Genomic DNA, 24,534 nt, shown 5'->3' with positions numbered 1-24,534 from the left:
GGCCGGCCGCGGCGGCGACGCACTGCGATGAGGTGCGAATTCCGGTCGCTCAGCGACCAGAGATCGCACCTCATCCGGCGGGCGGCCCCTCGCGCCGGGCGGTCGGGTCCTCCAGCTCGCCGGCGAGGCGGCGCTCGAACCGTCTGCGCCAGCGCTCGCCCAGCTGCGGCAGGAGCAGCGCGCCGATCGCCGGGAGGTCGGTGCGGTCGCGGTTCTTGACGCGGTTGGCCTCCGCGATCGTCGCCTGCGGATGGGGGCGGTCGAGCAGCGCGATCGCGTCGCCGGCGCGCAGCGTGCCCGGCTCCACGACCCGCAGGTAGCAGCCGGTGAAGCCGCTCTGCTCCATCCACAGCGGCAGGCGCCGCTCGCCGTGGCGGGCGCCGACGCGGTAGCAGGGGCTGCGCGGCATCGACACCTCCGCCACGACCGTCCCGATCCGGAGCCGGTCGCCGATGCACAGCGCCGCTTCGGAGAGCCCGGCCGTGGTCAGGTTCTCGCCGAAGGCGGGCCGCTCGAGCGGGCGGCCGAGCAGCCGCGCGAAGTGGTCGTAGTGCTCGGAGGGGAAGAGACAGAGCGCCTGGTCGGGGCCGCCGTGATTGCGCCGATCGCCCTGCTCGTCGCCGTCGATCCCCAGCGTCCCGACCCGCGCCGCCCCCTCGACCGCCCGCTTGGCGATCGCCGTCGCGATCGTGCGGCCGCCGGTCCACGGCAGCGGCGCGACACGGCCGGCGTGGACGGCGAGGACGGTGCCCAGCGGGGCGGCGCCGCGCGCGTGGGACGCGGCGGGCGAGCGGTCGCCCGGCGAGCAGATCGGAGCCATCTCCCGCCCCGCTATCTGCCGTCCAACAGCGCCTGCTGGTCGACGATCCGGCGGGCGACCTCGACCAGCCTGAGGTTGCGGTCGCGGGCGGCGCGCTGGATGCGGCGGAAGGCCTCCGGCTCGCTGACGCCCGTCGCGGTGATCAGGATCCCCTTCGCCTGCTCGATCAGCTTGCGGTCGACGAGCGCCTGCTGCGCCTTCGTCACCTCCGCCTCCAGCGCGCGGAACTCCTCGTGGCGGCTGGCGGCGAGGCGGATGCCGGCGTCGAGCGCGCGGTCGTCGATCGGCTTGGTCAGGTAGGCGGATACGCCGGTCGCGATCGAGCGGTCTATGAGGTCGGGGTCGTCGACGCCGGTGATGACGACGATCGGCCGGCGCAGCCCCTCCTCGCTCAGCGCGCGCGCCGCGGCGAGGCCGTCGAGGCGCGGCATGTCGACGTCGAACAGGTACAGGTCGGGCGGGTCCTCGCGCGCGAGCTCGACGGCGTGCTGGCCGTCGCTGGCGGGGCCGAGCGGCTCGTGACCGAGCGCTCGCAGGCGGGCGGTCAGGCCGATCGCGATGACCGGGTCGTCCTCAGCGATCAGGATGCGCATGGTCGGCCACATTGAAGCGGAGGACGGCGATGGTCGAGCCGTCGTCGCGCGCGTCGAGCGCGAACGAGCCGCCGAGGCCGGCCTCGGCGATCTGCCTGACGAGCGTCAGGCCGAGGCCGGTGGGCGCGGCGGTGGCGGACGGGGCGCGCCGGCCGTCGGCGCCGCCAGCGCCCGCGCCGTTCCCGCCGGCCGCCGAGCCGCCACGGCTCGCGGCGTCCGCGCCGGCCGAGACGGCGCCGGCCCGCCCGCCGTCGCGCACCTCGAGCACGACCTCGCCGCCGCCGGCCGACGCCAGCACGACCGCGATCGGCGGGCCGCCGTGGCGCAGCGCGTTGGCGACCAGCTCGTTGGCGATCACGCCGAGCTGCTGCGCCTGCGCCGAGTGGAGCCGCAGCTCGTCGCTGACGACGACGACCTCCTCGCGCGGCGAGGCGCTCGCGGCGACGACCGTGCGCAGCAGCTCGTCTGCGGCGACCGTGCCGCCGCGCTCGCCGGCCAGCAGGTGGTGGACCGCGGCGATCGAGCGGATGCGGGCGGCGGTCGCGTCGAACGCCTCGCCGCCGCTCGCGTCCTCGGGGCGGCCGAGCAGCAGCAGGTCGGCGACCGTCTGCAGCGAGTTCTTGATGCGGTGGTGGGACTCGGCCAGCAGCGCCTGCTCCAGCTCGGCCGCGGCGGCCGCGCGCGCCGCCGCCTCGGCGGTCCGTCGGGTCGCCCGCGCCAGCGCCAGCGCCAGTGTCGCGGAGGCGATCAGCAGCACCGCGTGGAGCGCGATCTCGCCGGCGTCGAGCGGCGCCGGCGCGAGCGCCATCGCGGCCGCGAAGACGATCGCCGTCGCCGCCAGCCACGCCGCCAGTCTGCGGCCCTCGTGGGTGACCGCGATAAAGGGCAGGACGAGGAACAGCAGCAGGTCGAAGCGCGCCTCGGCGCCGGCGAGCACGACCAGCGCGCCGACGAAGACCAGCAGCGCGCCGGCCCACAGGTCGAGCAGCGTGCCGGCACCCGAGTAGCGCTCCGGCAGCAGCCGGCCCCACGGCACGAACGGCATCGCGCCGTTGCCGATCGCGGCCGCCAGCGCCAGCGCGACGACGGCCGTCTCGTGGCGGACCGGCATCCCCAGCGCCAGCTCGACGAGCACCGCCGCGACCGACAGCCAGCCGAGCAGCAGGCCGGCGCGCATCGCCTCGCGGCGGGCGTCCGCGGGCGGGTGCTCGACGGGCATCGGTGAGCGGCGGGGGGTCACGCCTTCCAGCGTACGCATTGCTATCGTCGGACCCGACGCGCTGTTCACGACGACGCCGTCGCCAGGGTCCTGATCGCCCGCCATCCGCCGCCTCGCGAGGCGGCCGACCGCGACAGGAGCCCAATGTGAACAGTCTCGATCTCGCACGCTGGCAGTTCGGCCTCACGACGCTGCTGCACTTCGCCATCGTCGCCTGCTCGATCGGCCTCGTGATCTACGTCGCCGTGATGCAGACGCGCTGGCATCGCAGCGGCGACGAGAGATGGCTGCGGCTGACGAAGTTCTTCGGCAAGGCGATGCTGCTGTCGTTCGCGGTCGGCGTCGTCACCGGCATCCTGCAGACCTTCCAGTTCGGCATGAACTGGTCGCGCTTCTCGGCCTACGTCGGCGACGTCTTCGGCGCGCCGCTGGCGTTGGAGGGGCTCGCGGCCTTCTTCGTCGAGGCGGTCTTCCTCGGGCTGTGGATGTTCGGCTGGGGGCGGCTGCCGAGACGGCTCCACCTCGCCTGCCTGTGGATCGTCGCCGGCGCCGCGCTGCTGTCGGCCTACGCGATCCTCGTCGCGAACTCGTGGATGCAGCACCCGGTCGGCTACGAGCTGGTCGACGGCAAGGCGCAGCTGACCAACGTGCTGCCGGTGCTGTTCAACCTCAACGTCGGGCTGACGACCGCGCACGTCCTCTTCGCCGCGCTGCTGACCGGCTCGGTGATCGTGCTCGCCGTCGCCGCCTGGCACCTGCTGCGCGGCCGCGACGCGGAGCTGTTCAAGCCGGTCGCCGCGATGGCGCTGAAGATCGGGCTCGTCGCCGCGATCGGCGCCGCCACCTTCGGCCACTTCCAGGGGATGCTGGCGTTGAAGCAGCAGCCGATGAAGATGGCGGCCGCCGAGGCGCTGTACGAGACCGAGAGCCCGGCCGGCCTGTCGCTGTTCGCGCTCGCCGGCTTCGCCGCCAACCCCGGCGACCTGCTCGTCGACGTGAAGCTGCCGATGGCGCTGTCGCTGCTGAACGACTTCTCGCCGACCTCGACCGTGCGCGGGATCGACGAGCTGCAGGCCGAGGCGGTCGCCGAGCACGGCCCGGGCAATTACGTGCCGATCGTCGGCCTCATGTACTGGAGCTTCCGCGCGATGGTCGGCGCCGGCACCGCGATGATCGCCGTGATGGCGCTCGGCTGCTTCCTGCTGTGGCGCGGGACGCTGGAGCGGTCGAGGCGCTTCCTGCAGCTGGCGATCGCGGCGGTCGCGCTGCCGTTCCTGGCGCAGGCCGGCGGCTGGATCCTGCGCGAGGGCGGCCGCCAGCCGTGGGTCGTCGAAGGGCTGCTGAAGACCGACGTCGCCAACTCGGCCAACGTCGGCGTGTGGGCGGTCGGGCTGTCGCTCGCCGGCTACCTCGCCTTCTACCTGACGACCTTCTTCTTCTCCGGCCGCGTGCTCGCGCGCGAGCTGCGCGAGGGAGTGGAGGGCGAGCACACGCAGAGCGAGCCGGCCGGGGCGGAGGCCGCCGGCCGTCGCTCGTCCTCCGACCTCGCACTCACGTACTAAGGGAGCCTGGGGATGCCTGACCTGACTGTCCTGCAGACGATCTGGCTCGTCGCGATCGCGCTGCTGTGGACGCTCTACCTGGTGCTGGAGGGGTTCGACTTCGGCGTCGGGATGCTGATCGCGCGGGTGCGCGGGGGCACCGGCGACCACCACGACCGGCGCGTCGCGCTGCACGCGATCGGCCCGACCTGGGCGGCCAACGAGGTGTGGGTCGTGATCGCCGTCGTCGGCATGTTCGGCGCCTTCCCCGGCTGGTACGCGGCCTGGTCGTCGAGCCTCTACCTGCCGCTGTTCCTCGTGCTGCTGGCGCTGATCTCGCGCAATGCCGCGATCGAGCTGATCGGCAAGCGCGACGACGAGCGCTGGCGGCGCGGCTGGGAGCGCGTGCTGCTCGGCGCGAGCACCGTCGCGCCGTTCTGCTGGGGGCTGATCTGGAGCGCCGCGCTGCACGGCGTCGCGCTGCGCGGCGAGGAGGCGGTCGGCGGGCCGCTCGACATCGTCTCCGTCTACGCGGTGCTCGGCGGGCTCGCGCTCGTCGCGCTCTGCCGCGCGCTCGGCGCCGCCTTCCTCACGCTGCGGACCGACGGCGAGGTGAGCGCGCGCGCTTCCCGCGAGCTGCGCCTCGCGGCTCCGGCCGCCGCGCTGCTCGTCGGCGCGCTGCTGGTCTGGACGGCGATCGGCGTCGGCGGGCTGGGCGTGCTCGGCTGGATCGCCTTCGCCGGCTGCGCGGCCGCGCTCGGCGTGCTGGTCGCGGGGGCGCTCGCGCGGCGGGCCGGACGGGCGTTCGCGGCGGGGTGCGCGGCGATCGGGCTGCTCGTCGCGGTCTGGTTCTGCGCGCTCTTCCCGGCGGGCCTGAACGGCGCCGACGGCGGCGCGGGGCTGGCGCTCGCCGACGTCGCCGCGGGCAGCTACACGCTGACGCTGATGACGATCCTGACCGGCCTGCTGCTCCCGCTGCTGCTGGCGATCCAGGCGTGGAGCTACTGGCTGTTCCGCGAGCGCGTGACGCGCGCCGCCGTCGGCGCGCCGCTGCCGAGCCCGATCGACCTGATCGCGAGGGTCGCGGAGAAGGTCGGCGGCGACGGCGGCTCCGGAGGCGGGGCGGGCGCGGCCGGCTCGGCGGGCGCGGCCGGGTCGGCGGCCGCGACGGGCTCGTCCGGCGTCGGCTGGTCGCCGTCTGGCGGCGGCGCGACGGGCTCGGCAGGCGGCGGCTGGTCGCCGTCTGGCGGCGGCGCGACGGGCTCGGCAGGCGGCGGCTGGTCGCCGTCTGGCGGCGGCGGCGCGGCCGGGCGCGACGCGCGCGGCGGGGAGGCGCCGGGCGGCGGCGGACCGGGCCGGGCGGGGAGCGGCGGCTGGTGAACGCAAGAGCGGTCCACCGCCGGCTGCTCGGCCTCGCGCCGCGCGCGCGGCTCCTGCTCGGCGGCGCGATCGCCGCCGGGGTGGTCGGCGCGGCGCTGCTCGTCGTGCAGGCGGCCGCGATCGCGCGGATCGTCGACGGCGCGGCCTTCGGGAGCGGCGACCTCGGCGCGCTGCAGGGAACGTTCGCGCTGCTTGCGGCGGCGCTCGCCGGGCGGGCGCTGCTGTCGGCCATCACCGAGTGGCTCGGCCGCCGCGCCGCGGAGCGCGCGATGGACGAGCTGCGCCGGCGCGTCGCGGCGCATGTCCTCTCCGCCCGCGCGCGGCAGGTCGAGGAGGCGCGCCGCGGCGAGCTGGCGACCGCCGCCGTCCACGGCGTCGACGCGCTCGCCGACTACTACGCGAAGGCGGTGCCGCAGATGGCGCTGGCGGCGGTCGTGCCGTTCGGGCTGGTCGTCGCGATCGGCTGGCGGGACCTGCCGGTGGCGATCCTGCTCGCGCTGACGCTCCCGCTCGTCGTGGTCTTCATGGTGCTGGTCGGGAAGGCGAGCGCCGAGCGGATCGCGGAGCGGCGGCAGGCGCTGGGCGTGCTCGGCTCCCACTTCCTCGACGTCGTCCGCGGCCTGCCGACGCTGCGCGCCCACGGCCGCGCCGCGGCGCAGGCTGAGACGCTCGGGGCGATCGGCGAGCGCTACCGGCTCGAGTCGGTCGCGGCGCTGCGGGTCGCCTTCCTCTCCGCGCTCGTGCTGGAGCTGATGGCGATGGTCGGGACGGCGATCGCGGCGGCGGTCGTCGGCGTCCAGCTCGCCGAGGGCGCGCTCGGCTTCGAGGCCGGCCTGTTCGTGCTGCTGCTCGCGCCCGAGGTCTACGTGCCGCTGCGACTCGCCGGCCAGCGCTACCACGCCGCCGAGGACGGCGCCGCCGCCGCCGGCAAGCTGCTCGACCTCGTCGGCGAGCCGACGAGTGGCGGTCTGTATCCCCAGGAGGGACACAGACCGCCATTCATCCCGTCCGCGCCGCTGACGCTGCGCGACGTGACGGTGCTCGGCGGCGCCGGCCGGCCGCCCGCGCTCGACGGCGTCGACCTGACGATCGCCCCCGGCCGCCTGACCGCGCTGGTCGGCGCTTCCGGCGCCGGCAAGTCGACGGTCCTGGCGCTGCTCGCCCGTCTGCGCGAGCCGGACGCCGGCGAGGTCCTCGTCGGCCCGCTCGGCGCGGGCGCGGCGGCGCTGGGCGGCGTGGCCGGTGCGGCGACTGGGATGGGCGGCGCGGGGGCGGCGGTGCCGCTCACGTCCTTCACGCGCGAGGCGTGGTGGCGGGAGGTCGCGTGGCTTGGGCAGCGGCCGGCGCTGCTGCGCGGACCGCTGGCGGAGACGCTGCTGCTGCAGGCGCCGGATGCGAGCGACGAGGAGCTTGCGCGCGCGCTGGAGCGGGCCGACGCGGCCGATGTCGTCGCCGAGCTGGAGGCGGGGGTGGAGACCGTGGTCGGTCCGGGCGGGCGCGGGCTGTCCGGCGGCCAGCGCCAGCGGCTGGCGCTGGCCGGCGCGCTCCTGTCGCGGACGCCGCTGCTGCTGCTCGACGAGCCGACCGCCCACCTCGACCCCGACAGCGCCGCACGCGCGGCCGAGGGCATCCGCGCCGCCGCGGCCGGCCGGACCGCGGTCGTCGCGACACACGACCCCGCCGTGATCGCGGTCTGCGACGACGTCGTCGAGCTGCGCGACGGCCGCGTCCTCTCGATCGCCCGCGACCGCGAGGCGGTGGCGGCATGAGCGCGCGGCGGGTGGAGACCGCGAGCGTGGCGGTGGCGGCGTGAGTGCGTGGCGGGTGGAGAACGCGAGCGTGGCGGTGGCGGCGTGAGTGCGTGGCGGGTGGAGACCGCGAGCGTGGCGGTGGCGGTATGAGCGTGCGGTGGGTGGAGACCGCGAGCGAGGCGGTGGTGGCATGAGCGTGACGCGGGTGGAGGCCGCGGGCGGTGCCGGCGAGCGAGGCGGTGGCGGCGTGAGTGCGTGGCGGGTCGAAGCCGTGGGCGGCGCCGGCGAGCGTGGAGGCGGCGGGTGGCGACGGCTGCCGGCGTCGGTGCGCGTCGTCGCGCTCGGAGCGGGTGCGGCGGTCGCGGGAGCGGCGCTGCTGGCGGCGTCCGGATGGCTGGTGACGCGCGCGGCCGAGCGGCCGCCGGTGCTCGCGCTGCTCGCGGCGATCGTCGTCGTGCGGGCGCTCGGCCTCGTCCGCGCGTTCGGCCGCTACGGCGAGCGGATCGCCGCCCACGATGCCGCCTTCCGCCAGCTCGCCGAGCTGCGCGTCCGCTGGTACCGCCGGCTCGTCGCCGACGCCGGCGCGGCTGCGAGCGGCGGGGAGGCTCACGCGGGCGCGGTGCGGGGCGGTGCGGCGGACGCGGCCGGGAGCGGCGCGGCGGCGCGCGTGGGCGCGGTGCGGAGCGGTGCGGCGGACGCGGCTGCGAGCGGTGCGGCGGACGCGGCTGCGAGCGGTGCGGCGGGCACGGCCGGGAGCGGTGCGGCGGCTGGCGCGGGCGCGGTGCGGGGCGGTGCGGCGGGGGCGGTGCGGAGCGGTGCGGTGCCTGGTGCGGCCGATCTGCTCAGCCGCTTCGTCGTCGACGTCGACGAGCTGCAGCACCGCGACGTGCGCGTGCGGTGGCCGGTCGGGGTCGCAGCGGTCGCCGCGCTTGCGGCGACCGGGTTCGCGACCGCGATCCTGCCGGTCGCCGGGCTGGCGCTCGGGGGCGGGCTGCTCGTCGCGGCGACCGTCGTGCCGGCGGCGGCGTACCTTGCCGCGCGTGGGGCGCTGCGGCGCCAGGGCGCGGCCCGGGCGGCGCTGGTCGACGAGCTGGTCGAGGCGATCGACGCCGCGCCGCAGCTGGCGCTCGCCGGGCGCGCGCCGGAGCGGCTCGCACGGCTCGACGGCGCGTCCGCCGCCCTCTCGCGCATCGGTCGCCGCGACGCGCTCGCCGCCTCCGCCGCGCAGGCGCTCGGCGGGCTCATCTCCGGCGCGACGCTGGTCGCCGTCCTCGCGGTCGCGGTCGGACCCGCCAGCGACGGCCGGCTCGCACCGGTCTGGCTCGGCGCACTCGCTCTGCTCGCGCTCGGCGCCTTCGAGGCTGTCACCGCGCTCCCCGAGGCCGCCGTCCGCGCCGTCGGCGTCTCCGCCGCCCAGCGTCGCCTCGACGAAGCGGTGGGCCATGCCGCGTCCGCCGACACGCCGCCGACCGAGCGCGGCGCGGCCCTGCGCCGCCGGGACGCGGGGACGAGCGAGGGCGGAGCGCGCGCCGCGTCTGTCGACGTGCAGTCGAGCGAGCGCGGCGAGGCCCGACACCGCCTGGACGAGGCGACGGGGGAGGGCGGAGCGCGTGCCGCGTCTGTCGACGTGCCGCCGAGCGAGCGCGGCGCGGTCGAGCACCGCCGGGGCGAGAAGACGGAGGGCGGGGCGCGCGCCGTCGCGTCCGCCGACGTGCCGTCGAGCGAGCGCGCCGCCGCTGAGCGACCTCCCTTCGTGGCCGATCGGACCACCGCCGGACACGCCAGCGGCGTGGCGAGCGGAGCGCGCGAGCGCATCGCCGACGCCACCCAAGGCGCCCCGGCCCTCGCGGCTCACGGCCTTCGCCATCGCCCTGGAGGCGCGGGGGCGCCGGTGGTGCTCGACGGGCTCGACCTGGCGCTCGGGGCGGGGGAGCGGGTTGCGGTGATCGGAGCGAGCGGGGCCGGGAAGACCGTTCTGGTCGAGCTGCTCGCCGGCCTCGCCGAGCCCGACGAGGGGGCGATCGAGCGCGGCGACGGGCCGGCGCACGAGCGGGTCCGCCTCGCGGGGCAGGAGGCGCATCTGTTCGCCACGTCGATCGCGAACAACGTCCGCATCGGCGCGCCCGGCGCCAGCGATCGCGAGGTCGAGGCGGCGCTGCGGGCGACCGGCCTCGGGGCATGGCTGGAGGCGCTGCCGGACGGGATCGAGACGCTCGTCGGGGAGGAGGGGTTCGCCGTCTCCGGCGGCCAGCGGCAGCGGATCACGCTCGCTCGCTGCCTCGTCTCGCCGGCGCGGGTCCTGCTGCTCGACGAGCCCACCGCGATGCTCGACCCGCCTGCCGCGCAGGCCTTCCTCGCCGACCTCGACCGCGCCGCCGGCGGCCGCGCCGTCCTCGTCGTCACCCACGAGCGGACCGGCCTGGAGGCGTTCGACCGCGTCCTCGAGCTCCGCGACGGCCGTCTCCACGACGCCGGTCGGAGGCTGACCGCGGAGCATTGGCTTTCTGCACGTGTCTAAGACGTGCAGAACGCCAATGCGCGGGTAGGGGCGCCGCGCCGCGCCCGCGCCGGCGCCGCGCCCGCGCCGGCGCCGCGCCCGCGCCCGCGCCGCGCCCGCGCCGCGCCCGCGCTCGCGCCCGCGCCGCGCCGCGCCCGCGCTCGCGCCCGCGCCGCGCGCGCCGCGCCCCCGCCCCCGCCCGTTCACGTCACCAACACGACCTTCCCGGTCGTCCGGCGTCCCTCCAGGGCGGCGTGGGCGGCGGCTGCTTCGGCGAGCGGGAAGCGGTCGATCGCCGGCGTCAGCTCGCCGCGCTCCAGCGCGCCGAGCGCTGCCTCCTCCAATCCCCGGACCCCGCCGGGACGGCGCATGATCCGCGGGCCGAGCGCGGCGCTGACGGTGAGGCCGCCGGCGTAGAGGTCGTCGGTCGTGATCTCGGTCGGCGAGCCCGACGACCAGCCGATCAGGATCAGCCGCCCGCCGAGGCCGAGCAGCCCCAGCAGCTCTCGCCCGAGCGTCCCGCCGACGCTGTCGAAGGCGACCGTCGGCTCGTAGCCGCCGAGCGCGTCGTGCACGCGCCGGGCCCAGTCGGGCCGCGTGTAGTCGACCGCCACGTCGGCGCCGAGCGCCTGCACGCGGGCGACCTTCTCCTCGCCGCCCGCGAGGCCGACGACGCACGCGTCGACGTTGCGCGCGGCCTGCACCAGCAGCGACCCGATCCCGCCGGCCGCGGCGGTGACGATCACGACGTCGGTGCCGCGCAGCTCGGCGACCTCGAGGATCCCCATCGTCGTGCGGCCGGTGCCGATCATCGCGACGGCGGCGTCGTCGGCGACGTGGCCGGGCAGGCGGTGCAGCGCCGCGGCCGGCGCGATCGTCCGCTCGGCGTAGCCGCCGTGCCGGGGCGCGACGCCGAGGTGGGCGACGACCCGGCTGCCGAGCCAGCCGCCGTCGACGCCGGCGCCGATCGCGTCGACGACGCCGGCGACCTCGCGGCCGGGCGTGTGCGGCAGCTCCAGCCGCGAGCCGGGCGGCCCGTCGTCGCCGGCGCGCAGCTTCGCGTCGAGCAGGTGGACCCCCGCCGCGGAGACCGCGATGCGGGCCTCGTCGGGGCCGGGCTCGGGGAGGGCGAGCGGCTCGTAGACGAGGTTCTCGGGCGGGCCGAAGGCGTGCAGCCGGATCGCGTGCATGGACACTCCAGATCGGTTCGAGGTCATCGCGCGGGCCACCCTACGAGTTCAAGCGCGGTTGAAGTCAAGGCGCGAGCGGCGGGCAACTGCGGGGCCGCCGAAAGACGTCCGAGCGGGACCCTGAGCGAGCCGGGCTGGTTGCGGCCGTCGACGGCGGCGGGTAAGCCGACGCGGGAGGGCGCGCCGCCGGCCGAGCGACGCGCTGCCAAGCGATTTGCATGCTCATGCAACAATCAAGGTCGTGAGCCCGCCACCGCCTCCGCCGCCCCCGCACGAGGTCGCCGCCTCGACCGCGGGCGCCTCCGGTCCCGCCGGCGGCGGGCTGGGCCGCGCCGGCGCCGCGACCGCCGAGCGCCGAGCGCTGCCGGCCGCCTTCGAACCCCGCACGCTGCTGCGGCGCACGCTCCAGGTCGGGATCCTGCTGCTCGTGCTGGTGCTCGTCGCGCTGCTCGCGCCGGGCCTGGGGGAGGTGCGCCGCCACCTCGGCGCGGCCAACCCGTGGTGGATCGCGGTCGCGGTCGTGCTCGAGCTGCTCTCCTGCCTCTCCTACGTGCTGATGTTCCGGCCGGTCTTCTGCCGCCGCATGTCGTGGCGCCACGCGTCGCGGATCGGCTGGTCGGAGCTGGGGATGGGCTCGATCGTGCCCGCCAGCGGCGCGGCCGGCCTGGCGCTGGGCGCCTGGGCGCTGATCCAGGACGGGATGGCGCCCGCGCGCGTCGCGCGCCGCTCGGTCGCCTTCTTCCTGATCAAGAGCTCGGTCAACTTCGTCGCGGTCGCCGTGCTCGGGGTCGTCGTCGCGCTCGGCCTCTGGGGGCCGGAGCTGTCGCCGTGGCTGACGCTGCTGCCGGCGGGCCTGTCGCTGCTGGTGATCGCCGCGATCGTGCTGCTGCCGCGGCTCGGCGAGGGCGCGCCGCCGCCGGCGGGCGCGGGCAGGCTCCGTCGCGGCGTCGTCGCGGCCCGCCGCAGCGTGATCGTCGGCACGCGGGAGGCGATCGAGATCGTCCGCTCGGGTGACCTGTACGTGATCGCCGGCGCGATCGGCTACTGGCTGTTCGACAACGCGGTGCTGTGGGCGGCCTTCCACGCCTTCGGCGCCGACGTCGACCCGGCGGTGATCCTGCTCGGCTACCTGATCGGCCAGCTCGGCGGCCTGCTGCCGATCCCCGGCGGGATCGGCGGGATCGACGGCGGGCTGATCGGCACGCTCGTCGTCTTCGGCGCTCCGGCCGCCGTGACCGCCGCCGCCGTCCTCACCTACCGCGTGATCCTCTTCTGGCTGCCGCTGCTCGGCGGCGCGGTCGCCTTCCTCTCGCTGCGGCGCCACTTGGCGCGTGGGCGCGACGAGCTGTTCGCCTCCGGCTGAGCGCGACACGCGAACGGCCGGCAGGCCGGTCATGATGAGCGTGACGCGCGCTCGCGGGAGCGGGCGTCGCGGGGAATCCGCCGGAGCAGACCGGACGTGGCCGCAGACCTGACACAGACCGACGAGGCGATCGAGGCGCTGCTGCGCGCCGTCGCCGAGGCGATGGAGCGCGCCGCCTCGCCGCCGGTGGAGCTGTCCGGCCCGAGACTGGACGCCTACCTCGGCGACGTCGTCGACGTCACCTTCAACGGCAGCGACCGGCAGCGGATCGAGCTGATCGCGCGGCTGCTGACGCTCGCGCGCGCGTCGACCGCCGCGCGCGAGGAGATGGACCTGCGCACCTACGCCTGGCTGCGCAAGCTGGAGCGGCCGCTGCGGCGGTGGGAGCGCGGTCGCCACGCCGGCACGGCCAGCCCCCGCCCGCGGCCGGCGGAGCTCGACGCGCGCGTGGCGATGTTCGGCGCGGCGCTCGGCCCCGACGCCGTGATCGGCGCCGACACGGTCGCGATCGCCGTCGCCGAGCTGGTCGCCGTCCACCAGCTCGCCGGCTCGACGACCGTCGAGGAGGGGATCGCGTCGCGGGCGCAGATCGAGCCGCTGCTGCACGAGGCGCAGCGACTGCTGCAGCGGCGCGGCGCGGAGGTCGGCCACGGCGTCTACGAGCAGCCCGGCGCGACGCTCGCGCACGTCGAGCAGGCGACCTGGCAGATCGAGCAGATCCTGCTGCACCCCCGCGGACCCGAGGAGGTCCCGTGGCTGCGGGCGCTGTGGCTGGAGGTCGCGGCCGCGCTCGTCTTCGCCCACGACGCCTACGAGCACCGCGACGACCACGCCGAGCGGTGGCGGGCCGTCCAGGACCTGGCGGCCGAGAAGGCGACCGTCGGCGAGCTGGCCCGCGACGCCAGCCGCTTCGACGAGGCGGGGACGCTGACGCTCGTGCGCTCGGTCGCGCTCGCGCTGGCGGCCCTCTGGCTCGACGAGGCGCTCCACGCCGGCGAGCTGCCGAACGTGCCGATGCTCGACGACCGGCTGCTGTCTGCGGCCGCGCAGGCCGTGATCGCCGCCTGGCTGGCCGAGCGGCGCCACGGTCCGAGCGAGGCCGGCCCGCGCCGCGGCGGTTCGCCGGCCGACGGCGACGGGTAGACGCGCTCCACGCCGATGGACGGGGTGAGGAGAAGCGACCTGCGCTGGCTGCGGCAGGCGATCGCGCTCAGCGAGCAGGCGCGCGCCGCCGGCGACGAGCCGTTCGGCTCGGTGCTGGTGGGGGCCGGCGGGGTATTGCTGGCGGAGGCGCGCAACACGGTCGTCACCGACCGCGACGTGAGCGCCCACCCGGAGCTGAAGCTGGCCGTCTGGGCCGGCCGCCACCTCGACCCGGAGGTGGCGCGGCTGACGACGATGTACACGAGCTGCGAGAACTGCGCGATGTGCTCGGCGGCGATGGTGTGGGTCGGGATCGGGACGCTCGTCTTCGCGCTCAGCGGCGCGTCGCTGATGGAGCTGCAGGGAGCCGGCCACGCCTCGCTGGCGCTCTCCTCGCGCGAGGTCTTCGCGCGCGCGTCGCGGCCGGTCGCGGTCCGCGGGCCGCTGATCGAGGACGAGGCGCGCGTCGCGCACGCCGGCTACTGGGCGTGAGGAGGCGGGGCGCCGCGCCGGCCGGCGCCCGCGCGCCTACGCCGACGCGAGCGCGTCGACGCGGCGCAGCTCGGCGCGCGGCACCGCGCCGGTCGCCGCCGCCCATTCGAGCGCGCGCAGGGCGATCCGCAGCCAGCGCAGGTCGGCCTGCAGCCGCTCGACGACGGCGGCGTCGGCGAGCCAGCGGGCAGCCTCCTCCCACCGCAGCTCCTCGCCGTCCTCCTCGGAGCCGAGCGCCTGACCGCAGCGCTCGAGCTCGGTCAGCGCCTCGTGCTCGAGGCGGTGCAGCTCGTCGCGCAGCGTGCCGAGATCCTCGTCGCGCGCGACCGCGAGCTTGAGGTAGAGCTCGCCGCGCACCGGCTCGCGGCCGACCGACTCGCGCATCCAGCGGCTGAAGCGCTGCACGCCGGCCTCGGTCGCTTCGTAGTAGACCTTCACCTGGCGCCCGACCTGGACCCGTCTCGACTCGGCGACGAACTGCTCCTTGGCGAGCTGGTCGAGCGAGACGTAGACGGCGCCGAAGGCCGCTCTGAACCCGGGGCCGAGCCGCTCCTGCAGCCGGTTCGCGAGGTCGTAGCCATAGCCGCGCCGCTCGATCAGCAGGCCGAGCACGGCGAATTTCATCGACAACGGGTTGCCTCCTGAGCCGCTTCGCGCCGTCGTCCCCCGATGACGGCCCGATGCATCCTAGAGCGGTGGAATGGTGTGTGCGTTAGTAGTCAGCGCTGAAGTCGTCAGCGCTGACGCGCACGGCCGGCTCGCGCGCGGTGTCCTGACGGCGCCGCTGGGCGGCGCGTGGACGAGGTGATAGCGGTTCCGCGCCAGGGTAAGGCAGGATCCAGGGACCGGCCTCCGGGCCGCAACAGCTGATCGCAGGAGGTCGCATGGCAGGTCGGAAGGTCGTCGGCGCGCTCGTCGCCGGAATCGCGTTCGCGGCGCTGCCCGTCACGGGCGCGTCGGCGGCGGTGGTGCAGGGCGGCGGGAGCGATCCCGCCGGCGACGGCGCGGGCGCGGCGCGCGACGTCGTCTCGGTCGCCGCGAGCTACGACGACGCGGGCTCGATCTCGTTCCAGATCGGGCTCGCCGAGGCCCCGACCGCGGCGAGCGACTCGCAGGCGACGGCGATGATCGGCACGACGCAGCCGGACGGCGCGTGCGCGGCGGCCGGCGCCGTCGGCGGCAAGGTCCTCGCCGGCCCGGGGGTGTGGATCGACGGCACCGACGGGGGCGCCGGGTCGCACGCGCGCGACGGGGCGACGGTGACCTTCTCGGCGAGCGCGCCGCAGCTCGCGCTCGGCCCGCGCGACTGCGCGCTCGTGAACCTCGTCGACGCGAGCGATCCCGGCATCGTCTTCGACGTCGCCGGCCCGTTCCCGCTGGCCCCGCCGCCGCCGCCCGAGCCGCAGCCCCAGCCCGACCCGCCCGCGAGAACGGCGCCGGTCGGCAGAGCGAGAGCGCCCGCGAGACGGGCGCGCCTGGCGCTCTCCGCGACGACCGGCGCCAAGCCGCTCCCGCGCGCTCGCTGGACGCGCGTGACCGTCGTCGTCCGCAACCGCGGCACGGCGCCGGCGCGGAGGGTCGCGCTGCGTGTCGGCGCGGCGCCCGGGGTCGCGATCAGACCGCGGCGCGCCTCGGCCCGCACGCTCGGACCGGGCAGGGCGCTGCGCCTGCGCGTCGCGCTGAAGGCGACGGCGCGCGCGAAGGCGACGACGCGGCTGTCGCTGCGCGCCAGCGGCGCGCCGCGGCTGAGCGCGCGCGGCACGCTGACGGTGCGCTTCGCGACGAAGACGGCGCCGAAGCCGAGACCGCGGCCGACGAGACCGGGGGCGGGCAGCGGGGCCGACGACCTCGCCGGCCGCTACTTCTGGCGATTCAACTCGCGCGTCGACTACGCCTGGGACAACGACGGGATCGCCTTCCTGCCGGGCGGCTGGGCGTACCGCGGCCTGCCGAGAGGCGGCCTGCCGCGCTGCACGCGGGTCACCGCGAGCGGCGACGGCGACGGCTGCGTCAGATACGCCCTGCACCCGCGCACCGGCGCGCTGACGGTCGGCGGCGAGAAGGGCTGGTGGAGAAGGGGCGACCTGAAGGTCGGCGAGCACGACGACTACCGCGAGCTCCAGGTCCCGCGTCCCGGCAGCCGCTACGCCGTCGAGCTGATCCATCGCGGCTTCAGCGGCTTCTGCGGTCTCATCACCGGCTGCACGACCTGGACGGAGTGGCTGACGCTGCGCGCCGACGGCAACTTCGCGCTGTCGAGCATGTCGATCGGCACCATGGGCGGCAGCGGCGTGCCGTTCACCGCCGGCTGGAGCGCCCAGCCCGACCAGTACGGCAGATACGAGATCCTCTCCGGCGCTCGCATCCGGCTCGCCTACGCCGACGGCAGCGTGGTCGTCAAGACGATCGGGATCGAGCTGAGAAGAGGCAGACCCGACCCCTCCCGCGAGGGCCTGCTGCTCGACGACACCAACTTCTACCCCGAAGGCGACTGAGCGGAAGGGCTCACAGCACCTTGCCGAGGAAGTCGCGCGTGCGCGCCTCGCGCGGGTTGGCGAGCAGCTCGGACGGCGTGCCGGCCTCGACGATCACGCCGCCGTCCATGAAGACGACCGTGTCGGCGACCTCGCGCGCGAAGCCCATCTCGTGCGTGACGACGATCATCGTCATCCCGCTCTCGGCGAGGCCGCGCATGACCGCGAGCACGTCGCCGACCAGCTCGGGGTCGAGCGCCGAGGTCGGCTCGTCGAACAGCATCAGCTTCGGTCTCATCGCGAGCGCCCGCGCGATCGCCACCCGCTGCTGCTGACCGCCGGAGAGCTGTGACGGGTAGGCGTCGCGCTTGTCCTCGAGCCCGACCCGTCTCAGCAGCTCGATCCCGTGCTCGCGCGCCTCCTGCCGGGCGATCCCGAGGACCTGGACCGGCGCCGCGCAGACGTTCTGCAGCGCCGTCATGTGGCCGAACAGGTTGAAGTGCTGGAAGACCATCCCGATCTCGGCCCGGTTGCGCGCGACCTCGCGCTCGCGCAGCTCGTAGAGCTTGTCGCCCTCCTGGCGGTAGCCGACCAGCTGGCCGTCGACCGACAGCCGCCCGGCGTCGATCTTCTCGAGGTGGTTGACGCAGCGCAGGAAGGTCGACTTGCCCGAGCCCGACGGGCCGATCACGCACGTCACCTCGCCCGGCATCACCGTCAGCGAGACGCCCTTCAGCACCGCCAGGCGGCCGAACCGCTTGTGGACCTGCTCGGCTCGCACCATCGGCTCGGTCATCTGCCGCTCGCCTCCGGCTCGGTCGCCGGCTCCGCGTGGCGGGGCACGACGATCCGCGTGAACCGCTGCCACGGCGTCAGCGGCAGCTCGCGTGCCGACCCGCGCCCGAAGTGGCGCTCGAGGTAGTACTGGCCGATCGTCAGCACCGTCGTCAGCGCCAGGTACCAGATCGAGGCGACGATCAGGAGCGGGATCGTTCTGTAGTTCTCGGCGTAGATCAGCTGCGCCGCGTACAGCAGCTCGGCGGTCGCGATCACCGACACGAGCGAGGTCGTCTTCAGCATCGAGATCGTCTCGTTGCCGGTCGGCGGGATGATCACGCGCATCGCCTGCGGCAGCACGATCCGGCGCATCGTCTGCAGGCGCGACATGCCGAGCGAGTGGGCCGCCTGGTGCTGGCCCTCGTCGACCGAGAGGATCCCGGCGCGGACGATCTCGGCCATGTAGGCGCCCTCGTTGAGGCCGAGGCCGAGCAGCGCGGCGACGAACGGCGTGATCGCGCTGTTGGCCTGTATCGAGAAGAACTCCGGCCCGCCGAACGGGACCCCGATCGATATCTCCGGATAGAGCGCGGCGATGAAGTTCCAGAACAGCAGCTGGACGAGCACCGGCGTGCCGCGGAACAGCCAGATGTAGAAGCCGCTGGCGCCGGCGACGAGCGGGTTGGGGGAGAGGCGCATCACCGCCAGCAGGACGCCGAGGACGATGCCGGCCGCCATCGCCGCGACGGTCAGCTCGAGCGTCAGGACGAGGCCGTCGAGGATGCGGTCGTCGAACAGGTAGTCGCCGACGACGTCCCACTCGAAGCGCGGGTTGCTGACGATCGAGTCGATCGAGACGGCGACCAGCAGCAGCACGATCGCCGCCGCGACCCAGCGGCCCGGATGGCGGACCGGGATCGCCTTGATCGCCTCGGGCGGCGGACCGGCGGAGCCCGCCGGCGTGCCGGCGGGCTCGGTGGAGGAGGTGGACAGGTCGGCCTCCCGCTAGTCGATCGCTCCGTTGATCTTCGGGTTGTCGATCGCGCCCTGCTCGACGCCCCATCTTCTGAGGATCGCCATGTAGGTGCCGTCTCTCATCAGCGCTCTGACGGCTTCGAGGACCGGTCTGGCGAGACCGCTCCCCTTCGGTATCGCGATCCCGTACGGCGCGGTGCCGTACGGCTCGCCGTCGAGTCTGAACATGCCGTTCGACTGCTTGACGATGTACGCGGCGACCGGCGAGTCGGCCATCCCGATGTCGGCGCGGCCCGACTGGATCGCGAGGTTGGCGCCGTTCTGGTCGGGATAGACCTGCAGGTCGGCGGGCGTCGCGCATCTTCTGTTCTGTCTCTGGACGTCGGTCGCTTGTATCGTCCCCTTCTCGACCGCGACCTTCTCGCCGCAGACGTCCTCCAGCGTCGTGACGTCGGGGCCGCCCTCTCTGACGTAGAAGGAGGTGCCGGCTCTGAAGTAGGTGACGAAGTCGACCGTCTGCTCGCGCTCTCTCGTGTCGGTGAACGACGAGATGCCGACGTCGTATCTTCTCGCCGCCAGGCCCGGGATGATCGCGTCGAAGGTCGCCCGCTGGACGTCGACCTCGAGGCCCAGCCGCTCGCCGATCGCGTCGATCAGGTCGACGTCCATGCCGATGATCGTCGTGCCGTCTCTGTCGACGAACTCGTTCGGCGCGTAGGTCGGGTCGGTCGCGACGACGAGCGTGCCCTTGCCTCTGAGCGCGTCGGGGATCGCGATCGTGCCGGCCGCCGCCGCGCCGCCGCCGCTCGTCTCGGCGGGCGCGGAGGTCGTCGCGGTCCCGCCGCTCTCGTCGTCCTCGGAGCCGCAGCCGGCGGCGAGTGCCGCGACGGCGACGGCGAGCAGCAGCGCGATCAACCACGACGACCGCCTTCGGGACATGCTCATAGGCACCTCACAGGTCGTGACAGCACGGTTCTCCTCGCAGTTCTCGTACCGCGCCGCCGCGCCGTTCACACCGTCATGGGTGCGCCGCCGACCCGCGGGGCGCCGTGTTGGCGCATTCGCGCTGCTTTCCGGCGCGACGCCTGTCGCCGCGTCGCGCCGGCGGGGCGCTCAGCCCTCGATCCGCGCGAGCACGCGGCGCGCGACGGCGACCGCCTCGGCGCGGTTGCCGTCGCCGCCCGGCGTGCGCACCTCGACCTGGAACAGCAGCGGGGCGGCGAGCACGAACAGGCGCGTGCCGTCCCAGAGCGCCTCCTGCCCGAGGTCGTCGACGCGGTCGCCCGCCAGGCTCTCGGCGACGAAGCGGAACGACGCGGCCGGGTCGTAGCCGTCCTCGTCGCCGTGCCAGGCGCCGACGGTCACCGACCAGCGCTCGCCGCGGCGGCCGGCGGCCGCGAACTCGAGCCCGACCGAGCTGTCGTCATAGGTCAGCGAGCCGTCGCCGAGCTCGACGCCGAGCACGTGCGACGCCTCGGCGCGCGACAGCAGCGCCGCGGGGTCGGGCGCGCCCCAGGCCATCGCGCGCCGCAGCACGTCCTGCTCGTGGTCGCCGAGCCGCTGCGGCTCCACCGGCTTCACGCTCGCCTCGTCGCGTGCGGCGCGCAGCTCCTCGTACTGGCCCTTCGCGCTCGTCGCGAGCTTGTGTGCCTTGTCCAGCAGTCCCATGTCCGTTTCTCGGCCTCCGTCTCGGGATGGCCGAGCGTAGGCGCCGCCGCCGCTCCCGTCCTCCCCAGAAGGGCAGAACCGGGGTCCGACCGGGGTCCCGACGGGAGCCTCGGCATCGGCTCCGCATCGGCCGCACGGCGGGGCGGCCGGAGGGCGGGGCGGCCGGAGCGGCGCTCAGGCCGGGTGGCCGGGCTCGATCCGTCTCGCGCGGTGGAAGCGCAGCCGCGGCGCGGCGGTGCGGCGGACCGCGCCGTCGATCGGCGCCAGCAGGAAGCCGACGTGGTCGCCGAGGCCGACCCGTTCGACGACGTCGCCGGCGAACCAGGTGTCGAGGCCGTCGAGCAGCGGCACGCCGCCCGGTCCCCGATGCCAGTCGACCGCGGCGAACTTGTCGACGTCGTCGCCGGTCTCGCCGCCGAACAGCTCGGCCAGCTCCGTCGCCCCCTCCGGCACGAAGTGGACGATCATCCGCTCCGCGCGCACCGCGACCTTGTAGGTGTGGTTGAGGCGCGAGATGCAGACGAGGAACCGCGGCGGGCGGATCGACGATTGGGTCCAGAAGCCGACGAGGCAGCCGGCCCGCTCGCCGCCGCCCTCGGTCGTCACGATCAGCATCGGCGCGTCGAGCTCCGCGGTGAGGCGCGCGAACGTGGTCTCGATGCCCGGCATCGGGGTGGTCATACCCGGCGCTCCTCGCCGCCATCGCGGCCGCTCGCGCGTGAGCGCGCGCGTCCGCGTCGCTTCGCGTAGGTTTCGCGCATGGCTCGCCGTCGCATCCGGACGCTGCTCGTCACGCTCGCCGCGGCGGCGCTCGGCGCCGGCGCCGGCGCGACGTCGGCGGGCGCCGCGCCGGCGACGCTCGTCGACCCGCTGGAGGGGCAGCCGCTCGTCGCCGACATCGGCGAGATGACCGCCTCGGTCCGCGCCGACGGGGTGCTGGAGGTGCGCACGCAGCTCGTCGCCCGCCCGCCGGCCGGCTGGGGCGGCTGCATCCCGCTCGCATCAGGCGTTTGCATGCTCGCCGACATGCGCGTCACCTGGTACCTCGACAGCCGCGCCGGCGGCAGCTCGGACGAGCACGGCGCCGACGCGAAGATCGCCGCGATCCCGGCCTGGGACCGGACGAGCTGGCTGCTCGACGGCTGGAGCGACGCCGACGCGCGCTGGCTGCGCTCGGCGAACGTCCCGGCGGCGGCGACCGACGCCGGCGGCGCCAGATGGGCGCTGCCGTTGGCGTGGCTCGGGATCAGACCGGGCGCGGTCGGCAGCGTGCGCCTGCGGGCGGTCTCGCGCATCGTCCCGCTCGACCCGCTCGGGCAGCCGCAGCCGCCGGTGCGCGACGAGACCGACTGGCTCGTCGTCCCGCTCGCCGCCGACCCGAGCGCGCCCGCCGCCGATCGCCCCGTCCCGGCGGCGCCGACCGCCGGCTCCCCGGACGCCGTGCCGACCGGCGAGGCGGCGCCGAGAGCGCCGACGGCGGCGAGACGCGCGTGCACCCGTGCCGGCGCGCGCGTGAGAAGGCTCGACCGCCGCATCCGGCGCGCCGCCAGAGCGGCGAGAGCTCGCCGCCCGGCGGCACGTCGGCGCGCGGCCCGCCGCGAGCTGCGGCGGCTGCGCATGCAGCGCAACGCGGCGCTTGCGGACAAGCGCCGCGCGTGTGCGAAGGCGTCGCAACCGCCTTCGCGCTGATCCGCTCTCCCGCGTTCGGCTCACGCTCCGATCGCGCGTGACCGGAGCGCTCACCGCCGTTCTCGAACCCATGAGGAGAGGTTTGGGATCGTCTGTCGTCTGCCCGCCGCCGCGATCGCCAACACCGGGCGGTCCGCGCGCAGACCGCGTCAGTCTCTATCCTGGCCCGTCGCCATGGCTATCCGAAGAGATCTCCGCAACGTCGCAATCGTCGCCCACGTCGACCACGGGAAGACGACGCTCGTCGACGGCCTGCTGTGGCAGTCGGGGGCCTTCCGCGCCAACCAGGACGTCGCCGAACGGGTGATGGACTCGATGGACCTCGAGCGCGAGAAGGGCATCACCATCCTCGCCAAGAACACGGCCGTCCAATACGGCGACGTGAAGGTCAACATCATCGACACCCCCGGCCACGCCGACTTCGGCGGCGAGGTCGAGCGCGGCCTGACGATGGTCGACGGCGTGCTGCTGCTGGTCGACTCCTCCGAGGGCCCGCTGCCGCAGACCCGCTTCGTGCTGCGCAAGGCGCTGGAGGCGCGGCTGCCGGTGATCCTCGTCGTCAACAAGGTCGACCGCCCCGACGCGCGCATCAGAGAGGTCGTCGACGAGGTCTACGAGCTGTTCCTCGACCTCGACGCCGACGAGTCGCAGATCGACTTCCCGATCGTCTACACCAACGGCAAGGACGGCTGGGCGTCGGTCGACTACGACCCCGAGAACCCGGTCGACGGCAGCGACCTCAGACCGCTGCTCGACCTGATCGTCGAGCACATCCCGGCGCCGACCCACGACGAGGACCACCCGCTGCAGGCGCTCGTCACCAACCTCGACTCCTCGCCGTACCTCGGCCGCATCGCGCTCGCGCGCGTCCGCCACGGCGTGATCAGACGCGGCCAGCAGATCTCCTGGTGCCGCACCGACGGCTCGATCGAGAAGGTCAAGATCACCGACCTTTTCGTCACCGAGGCGCTGGAGCGGGTCGAGGCCGAGGAGGCCGGTCCGGGCGAGATCATCGCGATCGCCGGCCTCGACGAGGTGACGATCGGCGAGACGCTCGCCGACCCGGAGGACCCCCGCCCGCTGCCGGTGCTCCACGTCGACGACCCGTCGCTGTCGGTCACGATCGGCATCAACAACTCGCCGCTGGCCGGCACCGAGAAGGGCACGAAGGTCACCGCGCGGCTGATCAAGAACCGCCTCGACGCCGAGCTGGTCGGCAACGTCTCGCTGCGCGTCGTCCCGACCGACCGCCCCGACGCCTGGGAGGTCCAGGGCCGCGGCGAGCTGCAGCTCGCGGTGCTGGTCGAGCTGATGCGGCGCGAGGGCTACGAGATGACCGTCGGCAAGCCGCAGGTCGTCACGAAGGAGATCGACGGCAAGCTGTGCGAGCCGATGGAGCGGATGACGATCGACATCCCCGAGGACTACGTCGGCGTCGTCACCCAGCTGCTGGCGCTGCGCAGAGGCCGCATGGAGCAGATGGTCAACCACGGCACCGGCTGGGTGCGGATGGACTACGTCGTGCCGGCGCGCGGCCTGATCGGCTTCCGCACCGAGTTCCTGACCGAGACCCGCGGCACCGGCATCCTCAACCACGTCTTCGACGGCTGGGAGCCGTGGCACGGCGAGATCCGCACCCGCCCGACCGGCTCGCTGGTCGCCGACCGCGCCGGCAGAGTCGCGTCGTTCGCGCTGTTCGGCCTGCAGGAGCGCGGGATCATGTTCGTCGGCCCGGGCACCGAGGTCTACGAGGGGATGATCGTCGGCGAGAACGCGCGCCAGGAGGACCTCGACGTCAACGCCGTGCGCGAGAAGAAGCTGACCAACATGCGCTCCTCGACCGCCGACGAGCTGGAGCGGCTCGTGCCGCCGAAGATCCTCTCGCTCGATCAGGCGCTCGAGTTCGTGCGCGAGGACGAGTGCGTCGAGGTGACGCCGAGCGCGGTCCGCCTGCGCAAGGTCCACCTCGACCAGACGACGCGGGTGAAGATGGCCCGCCAGCGCACGCGCGAGAAGGTCACGGGCTGAGCGGCGGCCCGATCGGCCGCTCAGGGCGCGGGCGAGCGGGGCGTCCGCGCCGCCTCGGCGCCGCGGACGTGATGGACGATCGAGTCGATCACCTCGGGCCAGTTCTCGCGCGGCAGGTCGTGGCCCATGCCGGGGATGACGTGCAGCTCGGCGCCAGGGATCGCGCGCGCGGTGGCGCGGCCGCCGGAGAGGGCGATCATCCGGTCTCTGTCGCCGTGGATCACGAGCGTCGGCGCCGAGATGCGGTGGAGCTGGCGGGTGCGGTCGCCGGAGGCGAGGATCGCGGCGAGCTGGCGGCCGGTGCCGGTCAGGTCGGGGTTGCGCCCGTAGCTGCGGCGGGCGATCTCGAGGAACAGCGGGTCGTCGGCGGGGAGGCCCGGGGAGCCGACGGCGCCGTGGACGAGCACCTGCTGCGCGAGATAGGCGTCGAGGTCCCTCGCCGGCCGCTTGAGCAGCACCGGGTAGGTCTTCAGCGCCGGCTGCCCGTGCCAGCGGCTGCCCGTGTTCGACATGATCGAGACGAGCGAGCGGACGCGGCGCGGGTGCTCGGCCGCGAGCGTCTGCGCGATCATCCCGCCCATCGAGGCGCCGGCGACGTGGGCCGAGTCGAGCCCGAGCGCGTCGAGCAGGCCGGCGGTGTCGGCCGCCATGTCGGTCAGGCGGTACTGGCGCGGGTCGAAGCGGCGGCGGGCGAGCTGCGCCAGCCGCGGCGGCGGCACGTCGGAGAAGTAGGTGGAGCGGCCGCTGTCGCGGTTGTCGCAGCGGATCACGAACAGGCCCCGGTCGGTCAGCCGCTCGACGAACGTCTCGTGCCAGCGGACCATCTGCATGCCGAGGCCCATCAGCAGCAGCAGCGGCGGATCGGAGGGGTCGCCGAAGGTCTCCGCGCAGATCGTCACCCCGCGCCCGACGTCGTGCAGCTGCTCGGCCATGG

General features: G+C 75.2%; 21 protein-coding genes. 10 read left to right on the top strand and 11 right to left on the bottom strand.

Annotated elements, in window-relative coordinates; translation table 11 throughout:
* Positions 1–70 precede the first annotated feature (70 nt).
* The 3 genes from BDZ31_RS09545 to BDZ31_RS09535 are packed head-to-tail and all read right to left on the bottom strand — an operon-like array spanning position 71 to position 2,632.
* Entirely contained in the window at positions 71–820 is a 750-nt protein-coding gene (locus tag BDZ31_RS09545) for an MOSC domain-containing protein (RefSeq protein WP_183341452.1), read from the bottom strand.
* An 11-nt stretch (positions 821–831) separates the two neighbouring features.
* Positions 832–1,413: an ANTAR domain-containing response regulator gene (locus BDZ31_RS09540; RefSeq protein ID WP_183341450.1), complete on the bottom strand. Its 582-nt coding sequence runs from the start codon at positions 1,411–1,413 to the stop codon at positions 832–834.
* Entirely contained in the window at positions 1,394–2,632 is a 1,239-nt protein-coding gene (locus BDZ31_RS09535; RefSeq protein WP_221242969.1) for a histidine kinase dimerization/phosphoacceptor domain -containing protein, read from the bottom strand. The genes BDZ31_RS09540 and BDZ31_RS09535 overlap by 20 nt, the downstream gene beginning before the upstream one ends.
* Positions 2,633–2,778: 146 nt before the next feature.
* Between BDZ31_RS09535 and BDZ31_RS09530 the strand changes: the two genes are divergently transcribed.
* From BDZ31_RS09530 to BDZ31_RS09515, 4 genes are all read left to right on the top strand, one after another.
* Entirely contained in the window at positions 2,779–4,194 is a 1,416-nt protein-coding gene (locus tag BDZ31_RS09530; RefSeq protein ID WP_183341446.1) for a cytochrome ubiquinol oxidase subunit I, read from the top strand.
* Between the two features lie 12 nt (positions 4,195–4,206).
* Positions 4,207–5,553: a cytochrome d ubiquinol oxidase subunit II gene (gene cydB / locus BDZ31_RS09525; RefSeq protein ID WP_183341444.1), complete on the top strand. Its 1,347-nt coding sequence runs from the start codon at positions 4,207–4,209 to the stop codon at positions 5,551–5,553.
* Positions 5,550–7,322 (top strand): thiol reductant ABC exporter subunit CydD, encoded by a 1,773-nt coding sequence (gene cydD, locus BDZ31_RS09520; RefSeq protein WP_183341442.1) that lies wholly within the window; start codon positions 5,550–5,552, stop codon positions 7,320–7,322. The genes cydB and cydD overlap by 4 nt, the downstream gene beginning before the upstream one ends.
* Positions 7,323–7,494: 172 nt before the next feature.
* On the top strand, positions 7,495–9,822 hold the full coding sequence (locus BDZ31_RS09515) for an amino acid ABC transporter ATP-binding/permease protein (protein WP_183341440.1): 2,328 nt from the start codon (positions 7,495–7,497) through the stop codon (positions 9,820–9,822).
* A gap of 182 nt (positions 9,823–10,004) precedes the next feature.
* Here BDZ31_RS09515 and BDZ31_RS09510 read toward each other — a convergent pair whose 3' ends face one another.
* Positions 10,005–10,991, bottom strand: a complete 987-nt coding sequence (locus tag BDZ31_RS09510) for a zinc-binding dehydrogenase (protein WP_183341438.1) — start codon at positions 10,989–10,991, stop codon at positions 10,005–10,007.
* Positions 10,992–11,232: 241 nt separating this feature from the next.
* Here BDZ31_RS09510 and BDZ31_RS09505 point away from each other — a divergent pair, with 241 nt between their 5' ends.
* From BDZ31_RS09505 to BDZ31_RS09495, 3 genes are all read left to right on the top strand, one after another.
* Positions 11,233–12,354 (top strand): flippase-like domain-containing protein, encoded by a 1,122-nt coding sequence (locus BDZ31_RS09505; protein ID WP_343075560.1) that lies wholly within the window; start codon positions 11,233–11,235, stop codon positions 12,352–12,354.
* Positions 12,355–12,450: 96 nt separating this feature from the next.
* Positions 12,451–13,497 carry a hypothetical protein gene (locus BDZ31_RS09500; RefSeq protein WP_183341436.1) on the top strand — a complete coding sequence of 349 codons (1,047 nt, stop codon included), beginning with the start codon at positions 12,451–12,453 and terminating at the stop codon, positions 13,495–13,497.
* A gap of 15 nt (positions 13,498–13,512) precedes the next feature.
* Positions 13,513–13,989, top strand: coding sequence for a nucleoside deaminase (locus tag BDZ31_RS09495; protein WP_183341434.1), 477 nt, complete (start codon positions 13,513–13,515; stop codon positions 13,987–13,989).
* Positions 13,990–14,025: 36 nt separating this feature from the next.
* Here the strand turns inward: BDZ31_RS09495 and BDZ31_RS09490 are convergent, their stop codons facing one another.
* Positions 14,026–14,613, bottom strand: coding sequence for a PadR family transcriptional regulator (locus tag BDZ31_RS09490; protein ID WP_246344975.1), 588 nt, complete (start codon positions 14,611–14,613; stop codon positions 14,026–14,028).
* A gap of 260 nt (positions 14,614–14,873) precedes the next feature.
* On the opposite strand from BDZ31_RS09490, the gene BDZ31_RS09485 reads away from it, so the two are divergent.
* A complete protein-coding gene (locus BDZ31_RS09485) occupies positions 14,874–16,484 on the top strand; it encodes a hypothetical protein (protein ID WP_183341430.1) in 1,611 nt (536 codons plus the stop codon).
* A 10-nt stretch (positions 16,485–16,494) separates the two neighbouring features.
* Here BDZ31_RS09485 and BDZ31_RS09480 read toward each other — a convergent pair whose 3' ends face one another.
* From BDZ31_RS09480 to BDZ31_RS09460, 5 genes are all read right to left on the bottom strand, one after another.
* Positions 16,495–17,247, bottom strand: coding sequence for an amino acid ABC transporter ATP-binding protein (locus BDZ31_RS09480; protein ID WP_183342431.1), 753 nt, complete (start codon positions 17,245–17,247; stop codon positions 16,495–16,497).
* A gap of 8 nt (positions 17,248–17,255) precedes the next feature.
* The gene (locus BDZ31_RS09475; RefSeq protein ID WP_183342429.1) at positions 17,256–18,233 is read right to left on the bottom strand and encodes an ABC transporter permease subunit; all 978 of its coding nucleotides are present in this window, start codon (positions 18,231–18,233) and stop codon (positions 17,256–17,258) included.
* A 12-nt stretch (positions 18,234–18,245) separates the two neighbouring features.
* Entirely contained in the window at positions 18,246–19,154 is a 909-nt protein-coding gene (locus BDZ31_RS09470; protein WP_246344873.1) for an ABC transporter substrate-binding protein, read from the bottom strand.
* Between the two features lie 174 nt (positions 19,155–19,328).
* On the bottom strand, positions 19,329–19,883 hold the full coding sequence (locus BDZ31_RS09465; RefSeq protein WP_183341425.1) for a hypothetical protein: 555 nt from the start codon (positions 19,881–19,883) through the stop codon (positions 19,329–19,331).
* A 174-nt stretch (positions 19,884–20,057) separates the two neighbouring features.
* Positions 20,058–20,564 (bottom strand): flavin reductase family protein, encoded by a 507-nt coding sequence (locus tag BDZ31_RS09460; RefSeq protein WP_221242968.1) that lies wholly within the window; start codon positions 20,562–20,564, stop codon positions 20,058–20,060.
* A gap of 78 nt (positions 20,565–20,642) precedes the next feature.
* On the opposite strand from BDZ31_RS09460, the gene BDZ31_RS09455 reads away from it, so the two are divergent.
* Complete coding sequence (locus tag BDZ31_RS09455) at positions 20,643–21,572, top strand: hypothetical protein (protein ID WP_183341424.1); 930 nt, start codon at positions 20,643–20,645, stop codon at positions 21,570–21,572.
* 174 nt (positions 21,573–21,746) lie between these two features.
* The gene (gene typA, locus BDZ31_RS09450) at positions 21,747–23,600 is read left to right on the top strand and encodes a translational GTPase TypA (RefSeq protein ID WP_183341422.1); all 1,854 of its coding nucleotides are present in this window, start codon (positions 21,747–21,749) and stop codon (positions 23,598–23,600) included.
* 20 nt (positions 23,601–23,620) lie between these two features.
* Here the strand turns inward: typA and BDZ31_RS09445 are convergent, their stop codons facing one another.
* Entirely contained in the window at positions 23,621–24,532 is a 912-nt protein-coding gene (locus BDZ31_RS09445; protein WP_183341420.1) for an alpha/beta fold hydrolase, read from the bottom strand.
* Between the last annotated feature and the right edge of the window lie 2 nt (positions 24,533–24,534).

Source organism: Conexibacter arvalis, assembly GCF_014199525.1.
Classification (GTDB): Bacteria; Actinomycetota; Thermoleophilia; order Solirubrobacterales; family Solirubrobacteraceae; genus Conexibacter; species Conexibacter arvalis.
Note: the sequence above shows the minus strand (reverse complement) of the source record. Positions and strands in the feature narration are given on the sequence as shown.

Excerpts from the sequence above, each read along its gene's own strand:
- BDZ31_RS09515 (WP_183341440.1), top strand. The coding sequence starts at position 7,495 with ATGAGCGTGACGCGGGTGGAGGCCGCGGGCGGTGCCGGCGAGCGAGGC.
- BDZ31_RS09460 (WP_221242968.1), bottom strand. The coding sequence starts at position 20,564 with ATGACCACCCCGATGCCGGGCATCGAGACCACGTTCGCGCGCCTCACC.
- BDZ31_RS09485 (WP_183341430.1), top strand. The coding sequence starts at position 14,874 with ATGGCAGGTCGGAAGGTCGTCGGCGCGCTCGTCGCCGGAATCGCGTTC.
- typA (WP_183341422.1), top strand. The coding sequence starts at position 21,747 with ATGGCTATCCGAAGAGATCTCCGCAACGTCGCAATCGTCGCCCACGTC.
- BDZ31_RS09455 (WP_183341424.1), top strand. The coding sequence starts at position 20,643 with ATGGCTCGCCGTCGCATCCGGACGCTGCTCGTCACGCTCGCCGCGGCG.
- BDZ31_RS09470 (WP_246344873.1), bottom strand. The coding sequence starts at position 19,154 with ATGTCCCGAAGGCGGTCGTCGTGGTTGATCGCGCTGCTGCTCGCCGTC.
- BDZ31_RS09465 (WP_183341425.1), bottom strand. The coding sequence starts at position 19,883 with ATGGGACTGCTGGACAAGGCACACAAGCTCGCGACGAGCGCGAAGGGC.
- BDZ31_RS09490 (WP_246344975.1), bottom strand. The coding sequence starts at position 14,613 with ATGAAATTCGCCGTGCTCGGCCTGCTGATCGAGCGGCGCGGCTATGGC.
- BDZ31_RS09510 (WP_183341438.1), bottom strand. The coding sequence starts at position 10,991 with ATGCACGCGATCCGGCTGCACGCCTTCGGCCCGCCCGAGAACCTCGTC.
- BDZ31_RS09445 (WP_183341420.1), bottom strand. The coding sequence starts at position 24,532 with ATGGCCGAGCAGCTGCACGACGTCGGGCGCGGGGTGACGATCTGCGCG.
- cydB (WP_183341444.1), top strand. The coding sequence starts at position 4,207 with ATGCCTGACCTGACTGTCCTGCAGACGATCTGGCTCGTCGCGATCGCG.
- BDZ31_RS09495 (WP_183341434.1), top strand. The coding sequence starts at position 13,513 with ATGGACGGGGTGAGGAGAAGCGACCTGCGCTGGCTGCGGCAGGCGATC.
- BDZ31_RS09540 (WP_183341450.1), bottom strand. The coding sequence starts at position 1,413 with ATGCGCATCCTGATCGCTGAGGACGACCCGGTCATCGCGATCGGCCTG.
- BDZ31_RS09480 (WP_183342431.1), bottom strand. The coding sequence starts at position 17,247 with ATGGTGCGAGCCGAGCAGGTCCACAAGCGGTTCGGCCGCCTGGCGGTG.
- BDZ31_RS09535 (WP_221242969.1), bottom strand. The coding sequence starts at position 2,632 with ATGCCCGTCGAGCACCCGCCCGCGGACGCCCGCCGCGAGGCGATGCGC.
- BDZ31_RS09545 (WP_183341452.1), bottom strand. The coding sequence starts at position 820 with ATGGCTCCGATCTGCTCGCCGGGCGACCGCTCGCCCGCCGCGTCCCAC.